This window comes from Marinihelvus fidelis, assembly GCF_008725655.1.
Classification (GTDB): domain Bacteria; phylum Pseudomonadota; class Gammaproteobacteria; order Xanthomonadales; family SZUA-36; genus Marinihelvus; species Marinihelvus fidelis.
In genome coordinates this window covers 286,786-302,997 of the sequence record NZ_VYXP01000001.1, presented here as the reverse complement: position 1 = coordinate 302,997, position 16,212 = coordinate 286,786, and the positions used below count along the sequence as shown (strand labels likewise).

Sequence of the window (16,212 nt, the reverse complement as noted above, 5' to 3'; positions counted from 1 at the left end):
GGACATCATACTGCAACGATGTGGCCCGGAATCACGTATGCTTTGGGGCGGCTTGTCTAGCGCTGTCACCATAACACCATAAAAGGAGGATAGCCGCCAATGATGCTCCTGCTCCTGCTCGCCCTGGCCGTGGCCTTTATCGTCGTCGCGGTCGTCAAACTGCGCCTGCACCCTTTCCTGGCGCTGATGCTCTCGGCCATCGGCTTCGGCCTGCTTGCCGGCATGCCGGGTGACGCCATTGTCACGGCCGTCAAGGAAGGATTCGGCAATACGCTGGGGGCAGTCGGCCCGATCATTGTCGTCGGCGTCATGATCGGCGCGCTGCTGGAGGTGTCCGGCGGCGCCTACGCGCTGGCCAACCGGGTGATGCGCTGGCTGGGCGAGAAGCGGGTCACCTGGGGCATGGCCCTGGTCGGTTTCGTCACCTCGATCCCGGTGTTTGGCGATAGCGCCTTCATCATCCTGCAATCGCTGAACCGGGCGCTGACCCGCCGCGCCGGCCTGTCGCTGGCGGTCACCGCCACGGCGCTGGCCGCCGGCACCACCGCCAGTCACTGCCTGGTGCCGCCCACGCCGGGGCCCATCGCCGCCGCCGAACTGGTGAATGCGGACCTGGGCATGGTCATCGCCTGGGGTGCGCCTATCGCCCTGCTCTCGGTGGTGCCACCCGTGTTTTGGGCGCGCTGGATGGGCTCAAGAATCTGGATTGATCCGAAACCCAGGGTGGCCGAGGCGACCGCGGACCGTGCCGAGACCGGCCCGGCACCCGGCGCGCTGAAGTCGTCACTGCCCATCTTCGTGCCGCTGCTGCTGATCATGGTCAAGACCATGAATGACTACCTGGGCCTGCTCAGCGAGGGAGCGGCGGCCGGCGTGGTTTCCTTTATCGGCTCACCGCTGATCGCGCTGCTGATCGGCCTGGGCTTTGCCGTGCGGCTACCGGCCAGCGGCGGCCTGGCGATGCTGTCGATGGACGGGCCCGCGGGTAAGGCGGTACGCGCCGCGGCGGTGATCATCGTCATCACCGGTGCCGGCGGTGTGTTCGGCATGATGCTGCGCAGCGCTGGCGTGGCCGAGCTGCTGGGCACCGCACTGGGCGGTGCCACGCTGGGCCTGTGGCTGCCGTTCGTGGTCGCGGCCGCCATCCGCGTGGCGCAGGGTTCCGCCACGGTCGCCATCGTCACGACCGCCGCCATGGTCACACCGCTGCTGGGCCCCCTGGGCGTGGACAGCGACCTGGGCCGCGCCCTCGTGGTGCTGTCGATCGGTGCCGGCTCTGCGGTGTTCTCACATGCCAACGACAGCGGCTTCTGGGTCATCACCCAGCTGTCCGACATGTCGGTGTCGCAGGGCCTGCGCCTGCACACCGTGGCCACCGGCCTGCTGGGCATCAGCGCGGCCATCCTGGTCAACCTGGCCTGGTGGCTGTGGGGCGGGGTGGCCTGAGCAAGCGCGCACGCCACATCGGGCGGCCGCTCCTTTATCATGTGCCCCCTCGCAACGCCCTGACGGACCCCAAGCGATGACGGCACAACCCGACCTGCGCCAGTTGATGGCCGACACCCGCCTGTACCCGTTCCAGGTGAACTGGCTGGTGCAGCAGGTCCAGCTGTTGCAGGTCGACCCGGCGTTCTACGAGCAGGCCGCATTCCTGGACCAGCGCGCGATCCAGCCGGGCACGCAGGGCGCGTGGTTCACTTTTGAGCAACTGCAGCCCATGGTGTCGGCCGCGCCGCCGCGCCGGCTGGGACTGATCTTCCATATCGGCCATTGCGGTTCGACGCTACTGTCGCGGGCGCTGGCGCTGGCGGACGGCCTGTTCAGCCTGCGCGAGCCGCTGCCGTTGCGCGACCTGGCCCTTCTCTGGGCCGAACGCGACCTGCCCTGGTCGCCCCGCTCCGCCGGCGAGATTCTCGACGGCGCCGCGTTCATGCGGGCGCTGTGGGCGCGAACGCCGGCAGCCGGGCAAACGGCCGTGCTGAAGGCGACCAGTTTCTGCAGCCTGCTGGCCGCGCCCTGGCTGGCGCGCTTCTCCGACGACCGGGCGGTCTGCCTGGCCATGTCGCCGCAGGCGTACATCGCCACCGTGCTGGGCGCGGAAGGTTACGTGGTCGACCTGCTGGGGGGCGCCAAGCCACGCATGGCCGGGTTGTCGCAGGCCACGGGTGCGGAACTGGTGCCGGTCCATGCGTTATCGCCCGGCGAGATCGCGGCGATGACCTTCGCCGCCGAACTGGTGGCCATGCAGGGCGCGGACCAGGCCGCCGCCGGCCGCGTGCTGCGCGTGGACTTCGATCACTACCTGGCCCAACCAGGCCCAACCTTGCAGGCCATGGCTGCCCACTTCGGCCAGCCCATCGACGAGCCGGCGCTGGGCCGCATCCTGGCCAACCCGGTGCTGGGGCGCTACTCGAAGGCCACGGACTATCCGTTCTCGGCCGAGCAACGGCAGCAGCGGCTGCGCGACTCGCGTGCCGCGAACACTGCGGAAATCAGGAAAGGGCTGGACTGGCTGGCCGCCTTCGCCGACGACCACGCGATACTTGCTGACGCGCTGGCCGCGTTTGGCTACACCACCGACGACCGAACCGGTCAGGACTGAGCCGTTCTTACTTTCCGGGCTTTCACTTGCCGTGCCACATGCGCGTCAGGTTGGTGCGCACGTACTCCAGGCGCATCTGCTGCTCCTGGCCCACTCTGGCGGCATTTTCATGCAGGAACTCGGTCAGTTCGACCAGGATCTCGCGCTGTTGCGCATCGCGGACGTTGCTCTCGATAAAGGTGATGGACACCAGCCGTTCTCCACGGGTGACCGGCAGCACCTGGTGGTAGGTGGTGGACGGGTACAGCACGGCGGTGCCGGCCTTGCCCTTCACCTTGATATCGCGATCACCCATGCGGATGTTCAGCTCGCCACCGTCGTAGTCCTCCGGGTCGGAAATGAACACCGTGCAGCTGATGTCGATACGGATCGGCGGGTTAAAGTTCAGGATGCCTGAATCGACATGCTCGCCGTAGGACATGCCGGGCTCGTACTTGGTCATCATCGGCGGCGCCACGAACCGCGGCAGGCAGTAGTCGCGGAAATACTCGTTGCGGGCCAGGCCGGTCTGCACCAGCTTGGCCGCTTCCTGGTAGCCGGCATCGTTGGGGCTGGGCTGCAGGTTGTTCTTCAGCGTGTAGTCCGGGTTGCTCTGCCGGCCGTCCTCAAAACGGATGGTCTTTGACAGCTCGCGCAGGCGCGTGACTTCTTCGGCGGACAGCAGCGGATCGATGATATGGAACATGAATTCTGGCCTTGGACACCCGGGCGGGCATTATAACCGGACGCCGATTGACGTAAGCTGTGCCGCTGATCGCATTCAAGGCTGAAGACATGACCCGTTGGACCTCACTGCTCGCCCTCCCCGCGCTTTTCCTGGCCGCCTGCGGCCCGTCCGGTGACACCGAACCGGCGCCCACGGCCACCACCGAACAGGTGGCGCCGGCAGCGCAGGTGGAATCGGCCGAGACCGATGAGAACCAGCGCCTGGCCGATTTCTTCACCGAGATCTTCGAGCGTGATGTCGCCCAGAGCCCGCAGTTCCAGGCCCAGTTGGGTCGCAAGACCGAGGACTACGGCAAGTGGGATGACGAGTCCGAAGCCTGGGCGGTGCAGATGAACGAACAGGCCCAGGCCGACCTGGCCCGGCTGCGCTCGGACTTCGACTTTGAGCAACTGGACGAGTCGTCACGGCTGAGCTACCTGATTTTCGAGAACAACCTGGAGCGCGACCTGGCCCTGTTCCCGTGGCGCCACCACCGCTACGCGGTCTCGCAGATGCGCAACATCGCTGGCTCTGTGCCGACCTTCCTGCGCAATGTACACAAGGTCGACAACCGCGCCGACGCGGAAGCCTACATCGAGCGCCTGCGCGGCGTGGACGTGCTGATGGCGCAGTACGTTGAAAAGCTCCAGGCCAGCGAGGCCATCGGCGTGGTCCCGCCGATGATGGTCTACCCGCGCGCCCTGCCCGTGGCCGCCAACATGCTCACCGGCGCGCCGTTTGACGAAACCGCCGAGGACGGCGTGCTGCTGGCCGATTTCCGCGCCAAGGTCGACGCCCTGGAACTGGATGATGAAGACACCGCCATCCTGCTCAACGAAGCAGCCAACGCCCTCAGCGGCCCATTCCGCCAGGGCTACAACGCGCTGATCGGGGAACTGACGCGCCTGCAGGCCATCGCCGATGACAACAACGGCGTCTGGGACCTGCCGGACGGTGACGCGTATTACGCGGCCATGGCGAACTACTGGACCACGGTCGACATGAGCCCGGACGAGATCCACGAAATGGGCCTGGCCGAGGTCGAGCGCATCCGCGCGGAGATGGAGGCCATCAAGGCCAGCGTCGGTTTCGAGGGCGACCTGGCGGCGTTCTTCGAATTCGTGCGCACGTCACCGGAAAACTACTACCCCAACACCGATGAGGGCCGCGCCGAGTACCTGGCCGAGGCCACCGCACTCATCGACCACGTAATGACCATCGCGCCGGACTACTTCAACGTGCTGCCGAAGGCGCCGCTGGAAGTGCGCCGCGTGGAACCGTGGCGCGAGGCGGGCTCGTCCACCGCGTTCTACAACCGCCCGTCGCTGGACGGTTCACGGCCCGGCATTTTCTACGTGAACATGCAGGACATGAACGCGGTGCAGAAACACATCATGAACTCGCTGGCCTACCACGAAGGCGCGCCGGGGCATCACTTCCAGCTGGCCATCCAGCAGGAACTGACCGGCATCCCCGAGTTCCGCAAATTCGGTGGCTACAGCGCCTATTCCGAAGGCTGGGCGCTGTACACGGAAAGGCTGGCCAAGGAAATCGGCCTGTACGAAGACCTGCCGATGCGCGACTTCGGCCGCCTGTCGGAAGAGATGAAGCGAGCCGTGCGCCTGGTGGTCGACACCGGCATGCACGCCAAGCGCTGGTCGCGCGAGGAGAGCATCGCCTACATGACCGCCAACACGCCGATGGCGCCGGCCGATATTGAGCGCCAGATTGAGCGCTACTTCGTCATCCCCGGCCAGGCGCTGAGCTACAAGATCGGCATGATCACCCTGCTCGAACTGCGTGAACGCGCGCGCCAGGCCCTGGGCGACGATTTCTCCATCGCCGAGTACCACGACCAGGTGCTCAAAAACGGTTCCATGCCGATGGTGGTCCTGGAGCAGGTGATAGATGACTGGATAGCCAGCAAGCAGTAAAATACCGCCCGAAATTTCGACCCCGTTCGCACCCGTATGGACGCCGCGCCCGGCCGCGCGGCCCCAGGCTGGTGCGAACCAAAACCCGAGAAAACCCGTATCCCTTTGAGACACAAGGTGTTTCAGAGTTGGTGCGGGTTTTGCTTGCTTATAGGTATAACGCCTGGCGGAGACCGACATGGAAGCCCATTCGATCTACATTATCGGCACTACTCACGATGGTCGCCGTTTCCGGCCCAGTGACTGGACCGAGCGGCTTTATTACGCCGTGGCCAACTATGACCGCAACGGGCGGATCGCCTTCAACCCGCTGCTGAGCGTAAAGATGAAAAACGATGCCCGCTGCATTGTCGTGGACATGCGACTGCGCGACACCGACCCCATCACCTTCAGTTTCGTCACGGAGTTCGCCCGTGACAACGCACTACAGACCTTCGACCAGGACGACCGCCCGGTCTGCCTTCACTGACCCGGGCCGTCCTGCGGCCAGTCATTGATGTAGCGCTTCAGCATATCGTTGTGGCGCTCAAGCTCGGTCATCGACGAGGCGATCAGGTCGCGGATCGACAGCACCCCGGCCAGCTTCCCGTCAACAATGACCGGCAGGTGACGGATATGGCGCTCGCGCATTTCCCTGATCACCGTGCCCAGCGAGTCATCCGGGCCAGCCACGTACAGCTCGCGCGTCATCACCTCTTCCACGCGCACGGTCATCCAGGTATCCGGGCTGGATTTCAGTGTGCGCACGATATCGCGCTCGGTGACGATACCCAGCAGTTCGCCCGTCGGAGACAGCACGACCAGCGAACTGATTCGCAGCCCCAGCAGGGTATCGACCACACCCTGTAGCGACTGGTCCGGCGACGTGGAATGGACGACATCGCCCTTGTCCTTGAGGATCGCGCTGATGTGCATGGGGCATCTCCGGTTTCGGCCTTCGGCTCCTGATCATACTGGCTGCCCGGCCGCCGGTCAGTTTTTGCGTTCGGTTCGGCGCCATCTGGTCGTATAATTGGTCGCTCACTCTGTTACCGCCCGGTCCATCATGCGAACAATCGCCCGCCTTTTGTTGACGCCCCTGGCTTCCGTGACCCTGTTGTCCGCCTGTGCACATTCAGACAATGTGGCCAATGTGGAACCACAAGCTGCCGCACCCGCACCCGCTTTGCAGCCGCGCAATGTCATCTTCCTGATGGGCGACGGCATGGGCTTTGCGCAGGTCAAGTCTTACCGGGAGTACGCCGACGATCCGCAGGTGGAGGGCCTGAGTCCCCTGCCCTTCGACCACCTGCTGGTGGGCAGCGTTGCGACCGACCCGCATTCGCCGTCGTGCGAAAGCGATCTCGACCGCCTGGGCTGTGAGTACGCGCCCTACGAGGTGACAGACTCGGCGTCATCGGCCACCGCTTACGCCACCGGCAAGGACACCGTGAACGGCAAGATCAGCGAAAGCCATCATGGTGAGCGCCTGCCGACGGTGCTGGAACTGGCGGCCCGGCAGGGCCTGGGCACCGGCGTCGTGTCGACCTCCCAGGTCACCCATGCCACGCCAGCTTCGTTCGTGACCCACGCGCCTTCGCGGCGCGATTACGCGGACATCGCGGACCAGTTTTTCGACAACCAGGCCAACGGCGCGCCCGTGGCCCAGGTCATCCTGGGTGGCGGCGTGAAGGATTTCCGCCGCGAGGACCGCGATGTCGCCGCTGACCTGGTCGACAAGGCCGGCTACACACTGGTCAGCGACCGCGATCAACTGCTGGCCGCCGATGACGATCGCCTGCTCGGGCTGTTCGCGCCCGTCGGCCTGCCGCGCCACTGGGACCGGCCGGACACCGTGCCGACCCTGGCCGACATGACGCAAAAAGCCATCGATATCCTGTCCGACCATCCCGACGGCTTTTTCCTGATGGTGGAAGGCAGCCAGATCGACTGGGCCGCGCACGGCAACGACATCGCCGGCGTCGTCAGCGAGATGGAAGGCTTCACCGCGGCTATCGAAGCCGCGCTGGCCTACGCCGACAACGCCGGCGACACGCTGGTGGTGATCACCGCCGACCACGAAACCGGTGGCCTGAGCCTGGCGCGTGACGGCATCTACGCCTGGCTGCCCCAACCGCTGCGGCAGACATCGGTCACGCCCGCCGTCATGACGGAGCAGTTCCTGGCCGGAGACCAGGCCCTGTCAGCCGTGGTCGCCTCGTTCGTAGAGTTCGATCTGACCGAGGGTGAGCAGGCCCTGCTCGACACCACGGAGCGGGAATCGGCCGCCGTGTTCGCCGCCATCAACGAACTCTTCGACCTGCGCACCAACACCGGCTGGACCACCTCCGGCCACACCGGCATGGACGTGCCGCTATACGCCTCCGGGCCCGGCAGCGAACAGCTGTCCGGCGTGGTCCAGAACCAGGACCTGGGCGCGTTCCTGATGCGCATGGTCCGGCGACCCGGCACAACAGCCGACTGATGAAACGCCTGGCCATCTTCACCGACGGCACCTGGAACTCGCCGGAGAAAGGCGGCGAAACCAACGTATTGCACCTGGCGCGCGGGGTCGCGCCCAGCCATGACGGCGTCAAGCAGGTAGCCTTCTATGACTGGGGCGTGGGCACCGACCGCAAGACCATGACCGGCGGCATCACCGGCGTCGGCATCGACAAGAACATCATGGACTGCTACCGCTTCATCGTGCACAACTTTGACGAGGGCGACGAGCTGTTCCTGTTCGGTTTCAGCCGCGGCGCCTATACCGCGCGCTCACTGGCCGGCTTTATCCGCAACTGCGGCGTGCTGCGGCGCGAGCATGCCAGCCGCATTCCGGACGCCTACGAGATGTACCGCAAGCGCAGCGACGCCAGCGGCCCGAACGCCCCTGAGCCCACTGCCTTTCGCGCCGACTATGCCTGGAGCGACATCACGCCCATCGAGTTTGTCGGCGCCTGGGACACGGTCGGCGCACTGGGTATCCCGGTGCCGTTCTGGGGCACGCTGGGCGAGGAAGAGTTCCTGTTCCACGACACTGAACCCAGCAAGATCATCAATCATGCCCGACATGCCGTGGCCATCGACGAGTACCGCGAGGATTTCACGCCCACGCTGTGGGATCCGAAACCGGGCATCGACCTGAAGCAGGTGTGGTTTTCGGGTGTGCACAGCAACGTCGGCGGTTCCTACGACGACCGCGGCCTGAGCGATACCGCACTGAAATGGATGGTCGACGAGGCCAGCGCTTTCGGGCTCGGCTTCGAGGCCCACGCGCTGGAGCGGATCCGGCCGGATCACGCCGGCCAGCTGTATAACAGCCGCCGCAATATCTATCGCCTGCGCGGCCGCCATGACCGCACCATCACCGGCCCGGTGCATATCTCGGTCAAACAGCGCTGGGACGACGACGTGGCCAGCTACCGGTCACGCTGCCGGCCGCTGAAAGCCCTGCTGGATTCCGTCGATGGCGACTGGAGCCAGGTGGATATCGAACCCTGAACCCTGCCGGGTTCCGGGGTGCCCGGTGATCTGCTAGTGTTATCGGCACAAATGATAGCGCTATCAGGAACGCACATGGCTCCCACCCGACGTTTGATAAACCCGCTGGCACTCCTGGCTGGCTGGGCTTTTCTTTCCACCGCCCTGGCACAACCCTCGGGTGGCCCATACGGTCCCATTGACCAGGACTACACGCTCCCCGCCGGGGCTGGTACGACCTATTTCGTCGCCCCCGATGGTAACGCGCAATCACCGGGCACCGACATTGACGCGCCGACCACCCTGGACGCCGCGATTGCCCGCGTGGTGACCGATGACGCCATCATCCTGCGCGGCGGCACCTACCGCACCGGCGGCCTGCGCCTGAACCAGGGCGTCACCATCCAGCCCTACCGCGACGAGCGCCCGGTGCTGAAAGGCACGCAGGTGGCCACGGAGTGGGAAGCGCTGCGCGATGGCGTCTGGCGCACGAAGTGGGAAACCCTGTTCCCGACCGAGCCCATGGGCTGGTGGCGGCGCAACCGCGAAGGCATGCGCACACCCCTGCACCGCTTCGATAACGACATGGTGTTCCTGGACGGCGTGCACCTGCGCTCCGTGGGCTGGGAAGGCGAGCTGGATGAGACCTCGTACTTCATCGACCAGGACAACGGCTACGTCTACCTGGGCACTGACCCCACCGACCGGCTGGTGGAGATCACCGCCCATGACGGCGCCATCATCCGCACCAGCGCCGATGTCCACGGCAAGTCCAACGACGGCCAGGGCCCGGTGATCCGCGGCTTGAAAATCACCCAGTACGCCTATCGCTGCCTGGAAGTGGAAGGCAAGCGCCAGATCACCATGCACGAGGAACCCACGGACGAGCCGGTCGGGCTGAAAGACCCGTCGGAGTTCGGCAAGGACATCACCGGCACCGTGCTGGAGAACCTCGACATCTCCTACTGCTCGCGCGTGGCCGGCTACTTCCGCGGCGACGGACTGGTGATCCGCAACACCCTGGTCAGCGATACCGGCACCGAGGGCATCTACGTGATCGGCTCCTCCGACGTGCTGCTGGAGAAGAACATCATCCGCCGCAACAACATTGAAAACCTGACCGGCTATTACGCCTCCGCGGTGAAAATCTTCAACCAGACCCGGCGGGTGACGTTTCGGGACAACCTGGTTATCGACCACCCCAACTCGAACGGCGTCTGGTATGACGTCGGCAACCGTGACGGCGTGATCATCAACAACTGGATCGAGAACACCCACGACGGCTTCATGTTCGAGATTTCCGATGGCGCCACGGTCGCCGGTAATGTCTTCGTCGACAACTACAACGGCGTATTTGTATTGAACGCGGCCAACGTGAAGGTCTACCACAACACGTTTATCAACAGCTCCGCCGAATTCCGCCGCGACCGTCGCGGCGACGGTGACGACCATTTCGGCTGGCATGTGACTACCGGGCCGGGCGTTGAAGAACGCGACGGCCATGTGTTCGTCAACAACCTGCTGGTCGTCGGGCCGGAGTATGAACGCCCGCTGCTGGAATTCGAGCAGCCCGCAGAGTTATGCGACCGCCTCGACCAGCCCCAGGCGGACATAGTCGACGGCAATGTCTACGTGCGCGATCGCACCATACTGAGCGGCAGCGTGCTGGTGCAGTTGAGCCCTGCGGGCACGGAGAACTGCATTGAGAACGTCACGGATCTTGATGCGCTGGAAACCACCACACCTGGCTGGGAAGCGCATGGCCAGGTCATGGCGCAGTCTCTACGAACCGTGTTCAAAGGTCCTGACCTGGGTCGGTTCAACCTGCGCGAACCCATCGAAACCCAGTCGTCCGACCGCGTTCCGGCCGAGGTACTGGAACTGCTGGGCTGGCGGGCCGGGGAAGCAGCTACCGTCGGTGCGTATCCAGGCCGGGACTGAAGCTTTGTCGTTCACGGCCGGCCACCCACGTGGCCGGCCGTCAGTCACGCTTACCGCTGGCTCAGCACCTGCGCGGTGCGGACCAGGTTGAGAAACTCACTTCGATAGCCAAACGGATCGGCACCCCGTGCCGGGGTGGCCAGGGCCAGGACCCCGTCAAAGTCGAAGTCGGCAATGGCGGTATTGTTCCGCAACAGTTGTGAAAAACCGGCCACGGCCACGGCAAAACGGAAATCCTCGGAGTGATCCGCAGGGTCCTCGACCCGGTCACGGCTGAACACCGGGCGACTCATCAGCACACTGCGGTCTTCACCAGGCGCCTTGTAGCGCAGTTTGACGAAGGCCAGTTCATCGTCAAACTCGCTATTCAACGGTGCCGGCATTCCCTGCTGTCCGTAGCGCAGCGGGTCGACGGCCGGGGTGCCGCCGTTCACCAGGCTGAGTTCGTACAGCGCTGTGACCGTGTGGCCCGCACCAATCTCGCCGGCATCCACGCGGTCATTATTGAAATCCTCGGCGGCCAGTGCCCGGTTCTCGTACCCCACCAGGCGGTATTCGCGCACCACCCGTGGGTTGAACTCAACCTGGATCTTCACATCCCGGGCCACCGTCTGCAGCGTCGAGGACATCTCGTCCACGAGCACCTTGCGGGCCTCGTTCAGTGTGTCGATATAGGCGTGATTACCGTCGCCGGAATCGGCGAGTTGCTCCATCAGGTGGTCGTTGTAGTTGCCCCGCCCGAATCCCAGCGTGGTCAGGCTGACGCCACTCTCCCGCTCGCGGCTGACCCGCTGCTTCAGGCTCTCGAAATCAGTCATACCGACATTGAAGTCACCGTCGGTGGCCAGCAGGATGCGATTGATGCCGCCGTCGATAAACGCCTGGCGCGCCAGGCGGTAAGCGAGTTCGATACCCGCCGCGCCGTTCGTGCCGCCGCCGGCCTGCAACTGGTCCAGGGCCCGTTCGATGGCGCCGGTATCGTTGCCGGCCGTCGGCTCCAGCACCACGCCGGAGGCACCGGCATACACCACGATGCTGACGCGGTCGTCGGCATCCAGTTGTCGGCTGAGCATTTTCAGTGCCGTCTTCAGCAGGCCCAGCTTATCCGGGCTATCCATCGAACCGGAAACATCCACCAGGAACACCAGGTTGCTGGCCGGTACGTCGCCGCCCCCGGGTTCATTCGCACGCAGGCCCACCTGCAGCAGGTGACGGCCTTCATGCCAGGGGCTGGCACCGAGTTCGGTGGCCAGGCTGAACGGCTCTCCGGGGCGGGGCTCTGCCGGGTAGTCGTAGCTGAAGTAGTTGACCAGTTCCTCGGTGCGCACCGCGTTGGGTGGCGGCAACCGGCCTTCATTCAGGAAACGCCGCACGTTGCTGTAGGCACCGGTGTCGACGTCGATACTGAAGGTGGAGACAGGCTGGAGACGGGCCAGCACGACGCCGTTATCGTCAAAGTCGGCGTAGTTTTCACGGTCCTGTGCCGGCCCGTGGTAGCCCGGTTCGGGGGACCGTGGCGGCGCGGAAGGCGGGCTCTCGTTCGGCCAATGACGATCCGCCGGGCTCGACGGCTTCAGGGCAATACCCGATAGCGCCGGACTGGGCTCGTTAGCGTCAGGCTCGTGAGCCCGCATTTCGGTCACTGTCGCAGGCTCGGGCCGCTCCGATTCCGCCTGCCGCCGCTCCGGCGCGGACTCCGAACAGGCGGCAACGGCGGCGGCCACACCGATGGCAACAAGGGTTCGTTGAATGGCGATCATGGTCGTACTCCTTTCAGGCAGTGGTTCACCTGTTAAGACGGAGCAGACACGGAAACGGGGTTAACGCGAATTAGCGCAGCTGGCTGTCCTTGCTGCCGCGGCGGTTATAACCACTAAACGGCCCGGAGATCTTGTCCTGCTCGGCCTGGCAGGCCACGCACAGGCGAACGCCGGGCAGCGCCTGTCGGCGCGCCTCGGGAATCGCCTCGCCGCACTCCTCGCATTCACGGCGGCTTTCACCACGCGGCAGGCCCTGCCGGGAGCGGTTGACCGCATCTTCCACGGTGGCGTCGATCTGGTCCTGCACGGCGCCGTCTTTTGCAAACCCTCCAGCCATACGTAGACTGTTGCCTCCTACCAGTATCAATTTCCGGACACGACATTATGAACCTATTGGGTATCAGTGGCAGCCTGCGGGCGGAATCCTTCAATACCAGCTTACTGGGCGCCGCCACCCGCTGCGCTGCAGATGCCGGCGCAACCGTGAATCATTTCGACATCGGCACGCTGCCGCTCTACAACCAGGACCTGGACGGCGATGACAAGCCCGGCCCCGTGGCCGCGCTCAAAGACGCCATCGACAAGGCCGACGGCCTGGTGCTGGTGTCACCGGAGTACAACTACGGCATCCCCGGCGTGCTGAAGAACGCCATCGACTGGGCCTCGCGCCCTGGCTACAAATCGGTGCTGGTCGGTAAGCCGACCGTGATCCTGAGCGCGTCGATGAGCGTGACCGGCGGCGTACGCATGCAGGCGCATCTGAAAAACGTGCTCGCGGCCACCCTGACCCCGGTCTATTGCGCACCCGAGTTCGCGCTGGGCACCGCGCACAAGGCCTTTGACGATGCAGGCGAACTCGCCGACGAGGACACGCGCAAGCGCCTCGACCGGCTCATCAACGGCTATATCGAATGGGCCGCCGGCTGACCCGGCGGCCGCGCCTGAACGGCGCCTATTCCACCGGGTAGACGGGTGAGACCAGGTCCGGCGTGTCTTCGTACTTGCTGCGGCTGGCCCAGAGGATGCCGCGTTTGAGCATCGTGAACGCCTCGGGCACGTCAAAGACCTCGGGCTGGTGGCCCAGGGCGGTGTAGAACACGCGGCCATTGCCGTGCATTCGTGTCCAGCTGATCGGCATCGTCGTGCCCTTCACCCAGGGCTCGAAATCAGTCACGAAGGACGTGGTGGCCAGCACGTGGTTGTTGGGGTCGACGTGCATGTAGTACTGCTCGGTCTCCACCTCGAAATCATCCAGGCCGGCCGTGATCGGATCGTCGTGGTCGATGATGTTCACGGTGAAGCGCACGCCGTCGTTGCCCGGGTGACGCACCCACTGGCCGCCGACCATGTACTCGAACTCCTGGTTGCGATGGAAGGAGTCGCCCAGGCCGCCGTGCCAGCCGGCCAGCCCGACGCCACGCTCCTGTACCGCGTTACGCAGCGGCTCGAACTGTTCTTTCGTGATCTCGCCCTGCGTCCACAGGTGCACGACCAGGTCGACTTCCGCCATGACCGATGCATCGGCATAGATGTCCAGCGAGTCGGAGACCGTCACCTCGAAGCCCTCGGACTCCAGCCACGGCACCACCAGGTCGCGGAAGCGCTTGGGCGCGTGACCATCCCAGCCGCCGTATACAAACACGGCCTTCGACGGGCCGTCCCCGGCCAGCGTGGTGAGCGGGAGCGCCAGCGCAAACGTGGCGATGAGGGCGAAGCGGATCAGTCTGGGCATGTGTTTTTCTCGAGCCATGGGGTTGGAATTTCTGCCGAGTATAAACGAGCCCGCTCAGTCCTGGCCGAAGCCGCCGTGCGAAGTCACGCCGGCCGTCAGCATGCGGTGACGCACGTACTCGCGGTAGATCAGGAACAGGCCGCTCATGACGATGATGCTGGCGCCGAGCGCGGTCCAGACATCCGGCACCGTGGAGAAAATCAGCACGCCGAACAGCGTGCCCCACAGCAACTGGACGTAATGGAACGGCGCCACCAGGGCGGTTTCAGTCATCGAGAACGCGCGCGCGGTCATCAGGCTGCCGGTCACGTGGAAGGCGCCGATCAGCGCCAGCAGTCCCCATTGCCGGCCCACCGGGATATTCGCCTCGCCGTCCCAGAAGGTCAGGCCGGCGAATACAGTCATGGAAACAACGGAGCCGAACAGCGAAAACGCCAGGAGCGGTTCATGCTCGCCGATGCGCCGCGCCAGGATGGTGGTGACGGCAAACAGGAACGCCGCCAGCAGGATGCCCAGCGCCGTCGGGTCCAGGTTGTCGGTACTGGGGCGCAGCACCACCAGGATGCCGATAAAGCCGGTCGCCAGCGTGATCCAGCGATAACGCCCGACCTTGTCCTTCAGGAACAGCGCCGACAGCACCGTGGCGAAAAACGGCCCGGCAAAGATCAGCGTATAGGACATGGCCAGCCCGAGCCTGTCGAAACCGGTGATCATCATGAAGAAAATCAGCACGCCGCACAGCGAGCGCGCCAGGTGCAGGCCCAGGTTCTTCGTGCGCAGCGCCGCGTTAATACCCCCCAGCCAGGGCGACAGCAACAGCAGCATCGGCAGGAAGAACAGCTGCAGGTAGAAGGCGATTTCCTGCGGCGCGAAGCCGTCCTCGGCCAGGAACTTGATCAGCAGGTCGCCGATCGAGAACATGCTGAACCCCGATAGCGCCAAGAGAATCCCGCGTTTGTCTTTCCTGTCCATCGCCTGGCCATTTCCCCGCAAACCGCAAATTATGCGTCATTCACCGTAGAATCCCAGCTTTCAGAATAAAACAACGTTGGAGACCCCCATGTCCGAAGTCCAAGATGACCTGGAACACCTGAAAGCCCACGCGCTGTCGCAGCCGCTGGTAGAGCACATTTACACCGCCGACCCGTCCGCGCACGTGTTCGAGGGCCGCATCTGGATCTACCCGTCGCATGACATCGAGGCCGGCATCCCCTTCAATGACAACGGCGACCACTTCGGCATGGAGGACTACCACGTGCTGTCGATGGACCGCCCCGGCGGCGAGGTCACCGACCATGGCGTGGCCCTGCATGTCGACGATGTGCTCTGGGCCGAACGGCAGATGTGGGCGCCGGACGCGGCCTGCCGCAACGGCAAGTACTACTTCTACTTTCCGGCCAAGCGGGCCGATGGCATCTTCCAGATCGGCGCCGCGGTGGGTGATTCGCCGGCCGGCCCGTTCACGCCGGAGCCCTCCGCCATCGACGGCAGCTACTCCATCGACCCGGCCGTATTCGAGGACGACGACGGCGAGTTCTACATGTACTTCGGCGGCCTGTGGGGCGGCCAGCTGCAGAAATACCGCGACCACGTCTACGACGAGGCCAACGACCTGCGCGCCGACGACGAACCGGCCTTCGGCCCCATCGTCGCACGCATGGCCGCCGACATGGTCTCGTTTGCCGAGCCGCCGCGGGAGATCCTGATCCTGGATGAGAACGGCGAGCCGCTGCTGGCCGGAGACAACGATCGCCGCTTTTTCGAGGCCGCCTGGGTGTACAAACACCAGGGCCGCTACTACTTCTCTTACTCCACCGGCGACACGCACCGGCTGTGCTACGCCACTGCCGACAACCCCTACGGGCCGTTTACCTACGGCGGGGCCATCATGACGCCGGTGGTGGGCTGGACCACGCACCACTCAATCGCAGAGTTTGAAGGCCAGTGGTGGCTGTTTTACCACGACTCGACACTGTCAGAAGGGGTGACCCACCTGCGCTGCGTGAAAATGGCGAAACTGACGCACCGTGAAGACGGCTCGATCGAAACGCTGGACCCCTATCCCGGCGCCTGACTCG

General features: G+C 64.7%; 15 protein-coding genes. 9 read left to right on the top strand and 6 right to left on the bottom strand.

The features are described 5' to 3' along the window. The first annotated feature begins 99 nt into the window (after positions 1 to 99). Positions 100 to 1,446: a GntP family permease gene (locus F3N42_RS01170; protein WP_150862548.1), complete on the top strand. Its 1,347-nt coding sequence runs from the start codon at positions 100 to 102 to the stop codon at positions 1,444 to 1,446. A gap of 76 nt (positions 1,447 to 1,522) precedes the next feature. Continuing rightward, positions 1,523 to 2,602 carry a hypothetical protein gene (locus F3N42_RS01165; RefSeq protein ID WP_150862547.1) on the top strand — a complete coding sequence of 360 codons (1,080 nt, stop codon included), beginning with the start codon at positions 1,523 to 1,525 and terminating at the stop codon, positions 2,600 to 2,602. Between the two features lie 22 nt (positions 2,603 to 2,624). On the opposite strand, the gene F3N42_RS01160 is transcribed toward F3N42_RS01165, so the two are convergent. Further along, a complete protein-coding gene (locus F3N42_RS01160) occupies positions 2,625 to 3,287 on the bottom strand; it encodes a Fe2+-dependent dioxygenase (RefSeq protein WP_150862546.1) in 663 nt (220 codons plus the stop codon). Positions 3,288 to 3,376: 89 nt separating this feature from the next. On the opposite strand from F3N42_RS01160, the gene F3N42_RS01155 reads away from it, so the two are divergent. Together F3N42_RS01155 and F3N42_RS01150 are read left to right on the top strand one after the other, a co-directional pair. Next, the gene (locus F3N42_RS01155; RefSeq protein ID WP_150862545.1) at positions 3,377 to 5,242 is read left to right on the top strand and encodes a DUF885 domain-containing protein; all 1,866 of its coding nucleotides are present in this window, start codon (positions 3,377 to 3,379) and stop codon (positions 5,240 to 5,242) included. 178 nt (positions 5,243 to 5,420) lie between these two features. Next, positions 5,421 to 5,711, top strand: coding sequence for a DUF3579 domain-containing protein (locus tag F3N42_RS01150; protein ID WP_150862544.1), 291 nt, complete (start codon positions 5,421 to 5,423; stop codon positions 5,709 to 5,711). Here the strand turns inward: F3N42_RS01150 and F3N42_RS01145 are convergent. Further along, positions 5,705 to 6,157 carry a CBS domain-containing protein gene (locus tag F3N42_RS01145; RefSeq protein ID WP_150862543.1) on the bottom strand — a complete coding sequence of 151 codons (453 nt, stop codon included), beginning with the start codon at positions 6,155 to 6,157 and terminating at the stop codon, positions 5,705 to 5,707. The genes F3N42_RS01150 and F3N42_RS01145 overlap by 7 nt on opposite strands. Before the next feature lie 130 nt (positions 6,158 to 6,287). Between F3N42_RS01145 and F3N42_RS01140 the strand changes: the two genes are divergently transcribed. The 3 genes from F3N42_RS01140 (at position 6,288) to F3N42_RS01130 (ending at position 10,642) form a co-directional block, all read left to right on the top strand. After that, on the top strand, positions 6,288 to 7,706 hold the full coding sequence (locus F3N42_RS01140; RefSeq protein WP_150862542.1) for an alkaline phosphatase: 1,419 nt from the start codon (positions 6,288 to 6,290) through the stop codon (positions 7,704 to 7,706). Beyond that, positions 7,706 to 8,722: a DUF2235 domain-containing protein gene (locus tag F3N42_RS01135; protein WP_150862541.1), complete on the top strand. Its 1,017-nt coding sequence runs from the start codon at positions 7,706 to 7,708 to the stop codon at positions 8,720 to 8,722. The genes F3N42_RS01140 and F3N42_RS01135 overlap by 1 nt, the downstream gene beginning before the upstream one ends. A 75-nt stretch (positions 8,723 to 8,797) precedes the next feature. Next, entirely contained in the window at positions 8,798 to 10,642 is a 1,845-nt protein-coding gene (locus tag F3N42_RS01130; RefSeq protein WP_150862540.1) for a right-handed parallel beta-helix repeat-containing protein, read from the top strand. Between the two features lie 50 nt (positions 10,643 to 10,692). Here the strand turns inward: F3N42_RS01130 and F3N42_RS01125 are convergent, their stop codons facing one another. Both F3N42_RS01125 and F3N42_RS01120 read right to left on the bottom strand, forming a co-directional pair. Further along, positions 10,693 to 12,402: a vWA domain-containing protein gene (locus F3N42_RS01125; protein ID WP_150862539.1), complete on the bottom strand. Its 1,710-nt coding sequence runs from the start codon at positions 12,400 to 12,402 to the stop codon at positions 10,693 to 10,695. 70 nt (positions 12,403 to 12,472) lie between these two features. Continuing rightward, the gene (locus F3N42_RS01120; protein WP_150862538.1) at positions 12,473 to 12,739 is read right to left on the bottom strand and encodes a DksA/TraR family C4-type zinc finger protein; all 267 of its coding nucleotides are present in this window, start codon (positions 12,737 to 12,739) and stop codon (positions 12,473 to 12,475) included. A 47-nt stretch (positions 12,740 to 12,786) separates the two neighbouring features. Between F3N42_RS01120 and F3N42_RS01115 the strand changes: the two genes are divergently transcribed. Beyond that, positions 12,787 to 13,329: an NADPH-dependent FMN reductase gene (locus F3N42_RS01115; protein WP_150862537.1), complete on the top strand. Its 543-nt coding sequence runs from the start codon at positions 12,787 to 12,789 to the stop codon at positions 13,327 to 13,329. A 25-nt stretch (positions 13,330 to 13,354) separates the two neighbouring features. Here F3N42_RS01115 and F3N42_RS01110 read toward each other — a convergent pair whose 3' ends face one another. Together F3N42_RS01110 and F3N42_RS01105 are read right to left on the bottom strand one after the other, a co-directional pair. Then, positions 13,355 to 14,134, bottom strand: coding sequence for a ThuA domain-containing protein (locus F3N42_RS01110; protein WP_150862536.1), 780 nt, complete (start codon positions 14,132 to 14,134; stop codon positions 13,355 to 13,357). A gap of 54 nt (positions 14,135 to 14,188) precedes the next feature. After that, positions 14,189 to 15,106, bottom strand: a complete 918-nt coding sequence (locus F3N42_RS01105; protein WP_150862534.1) for a DMT family transporter — start codon at positions 15,104 to 15,106, stop codon at positions 14,189 to 14,191. Positions 15,107 to 15,194: 88 nt separating this feature from the next. Here F3N42_RS01105 and F3N42_RS01100 point away from each other — a divergent pair, with 88 nt between their 5' ends. Beyond that, on the top strand, positions 15,195 to 16,208 hold the full coding sequence (locus F3N42_RS01100) for a glycoside hydrolase family 43 protein (protein ID WP_150862532.1): 1,014 nt from the start codon (positions 15,195 to 15,197) through the stop codon (positions 16,206 to 16,208). Positions 16,209 to 16,212: the final 4 nt, after the last annotated feature.

Bases quoted from the DNA above. Each gene is read 5' to 3' on its own strand.
- F3N42_RS01115 (WP_150862537.1), top strand. From the start codon at position 12,787: ATGAACCTATTGGGTATCAGTGGCAGCCTGCGGGCGGAATCCTTCAAT.
- F3N42_RS01150 (WP_150862544.1), top strand. From the start codon at position 5,421: ATGGAAGCCCATTCGATCTACATTATCGGCACTACTCACGATGGTCGC.
- F3N42_RS01120 (WP_150862538.1), bottom strand. From the start codon at position 12,739: ATGGCTGGAGGGTTTGCAAAAGACGGCGCCGTGCAGGACCAGATCGAC.
- F3N42_RS01165 (WP_150862547.1), top strand. From the start codon at position 1,523: ATGACGGCACAACCCGACCTGCGCCAGTTGATGGCCGACACCCGCCTG.
- F3N42_RS01170 (WP_150862548.1), top strand. From the start codon at position 100: ATGATGCTCCTGCTCCTGCTCGCCCTGGCCGTGGCCTTTATCGTCGTC.
- F3N42_RS01100 (WP_150862532.1), top strand. From the start codon at position 15,195: ATGTCCGAAGTCCAAGATGACCTGGAACACCTGAAAGCCCACGCGCTG.
- F3N42_RS01110 (WP_150862536.1), bottom strand. From the start codon at position 14,134: ATGCCCAGACTGATCCGCTTCGCCCTCATCGCCACGTTTGCGCTGGCG.
- F3N42_RS01125 (WP_150862539.1), bottom strand. From the start codon at position 12,402: ATGATCGCCATTCAACGAACCCTTGTTGCCATCGGTGTGGCCGCCGCC.
- F3N42_RS01145 (WP_150862543.1), bottom strand. From the start codon at position 6,157: ATGCACATCAGCGCGATCCTCAAGGACAAGGGCGATGTCGTCCATTCC.
- F3N42_RS01105 (WP_150862534.1), bottom strand. From the start codon at position 15,106: ATGGACAGGAAAGACAAACGCGGGATTCTCTTGGCGCTATCGGGGTTC.
- F3N42_RS01140 (WP_150862542.1), top strand. From the start codon at position 6,288: ATGCGAACAATCGCCCGCCTTTTGTTGACGCCCCTGGCTTCCGTGACC.
- F3N42_RS01130 (WP_150862540.1), top strand. From the start codon at position 8,798: ATGGCTCCCACCCGACGTTTGATAAACCCGCTGGCACTCCTGGCTGGC.
- F3N42_RS01160 (WP_150862546.1), bottom strand. From the start codon at position 3,287: ATGTTCCATATCATCGATCCGCTGCTGTCCGCCGAAGAAGTCACGCGC.
- F3N42_RS01155 (WP_150862545.1), top strand. From the start codon at position 3,377: ATGACCCGTTGGACCTCACTGCTCGCCCTCCCCGCGCTTTTCCTGGCC.
- F3N42_RS01135 (WP_150862541.1), top strand. From the start codon at position 7,706: ATGAAACGCCTGGCCATCTTCACCGACGGCACCTGGAACTCGCCGGAG.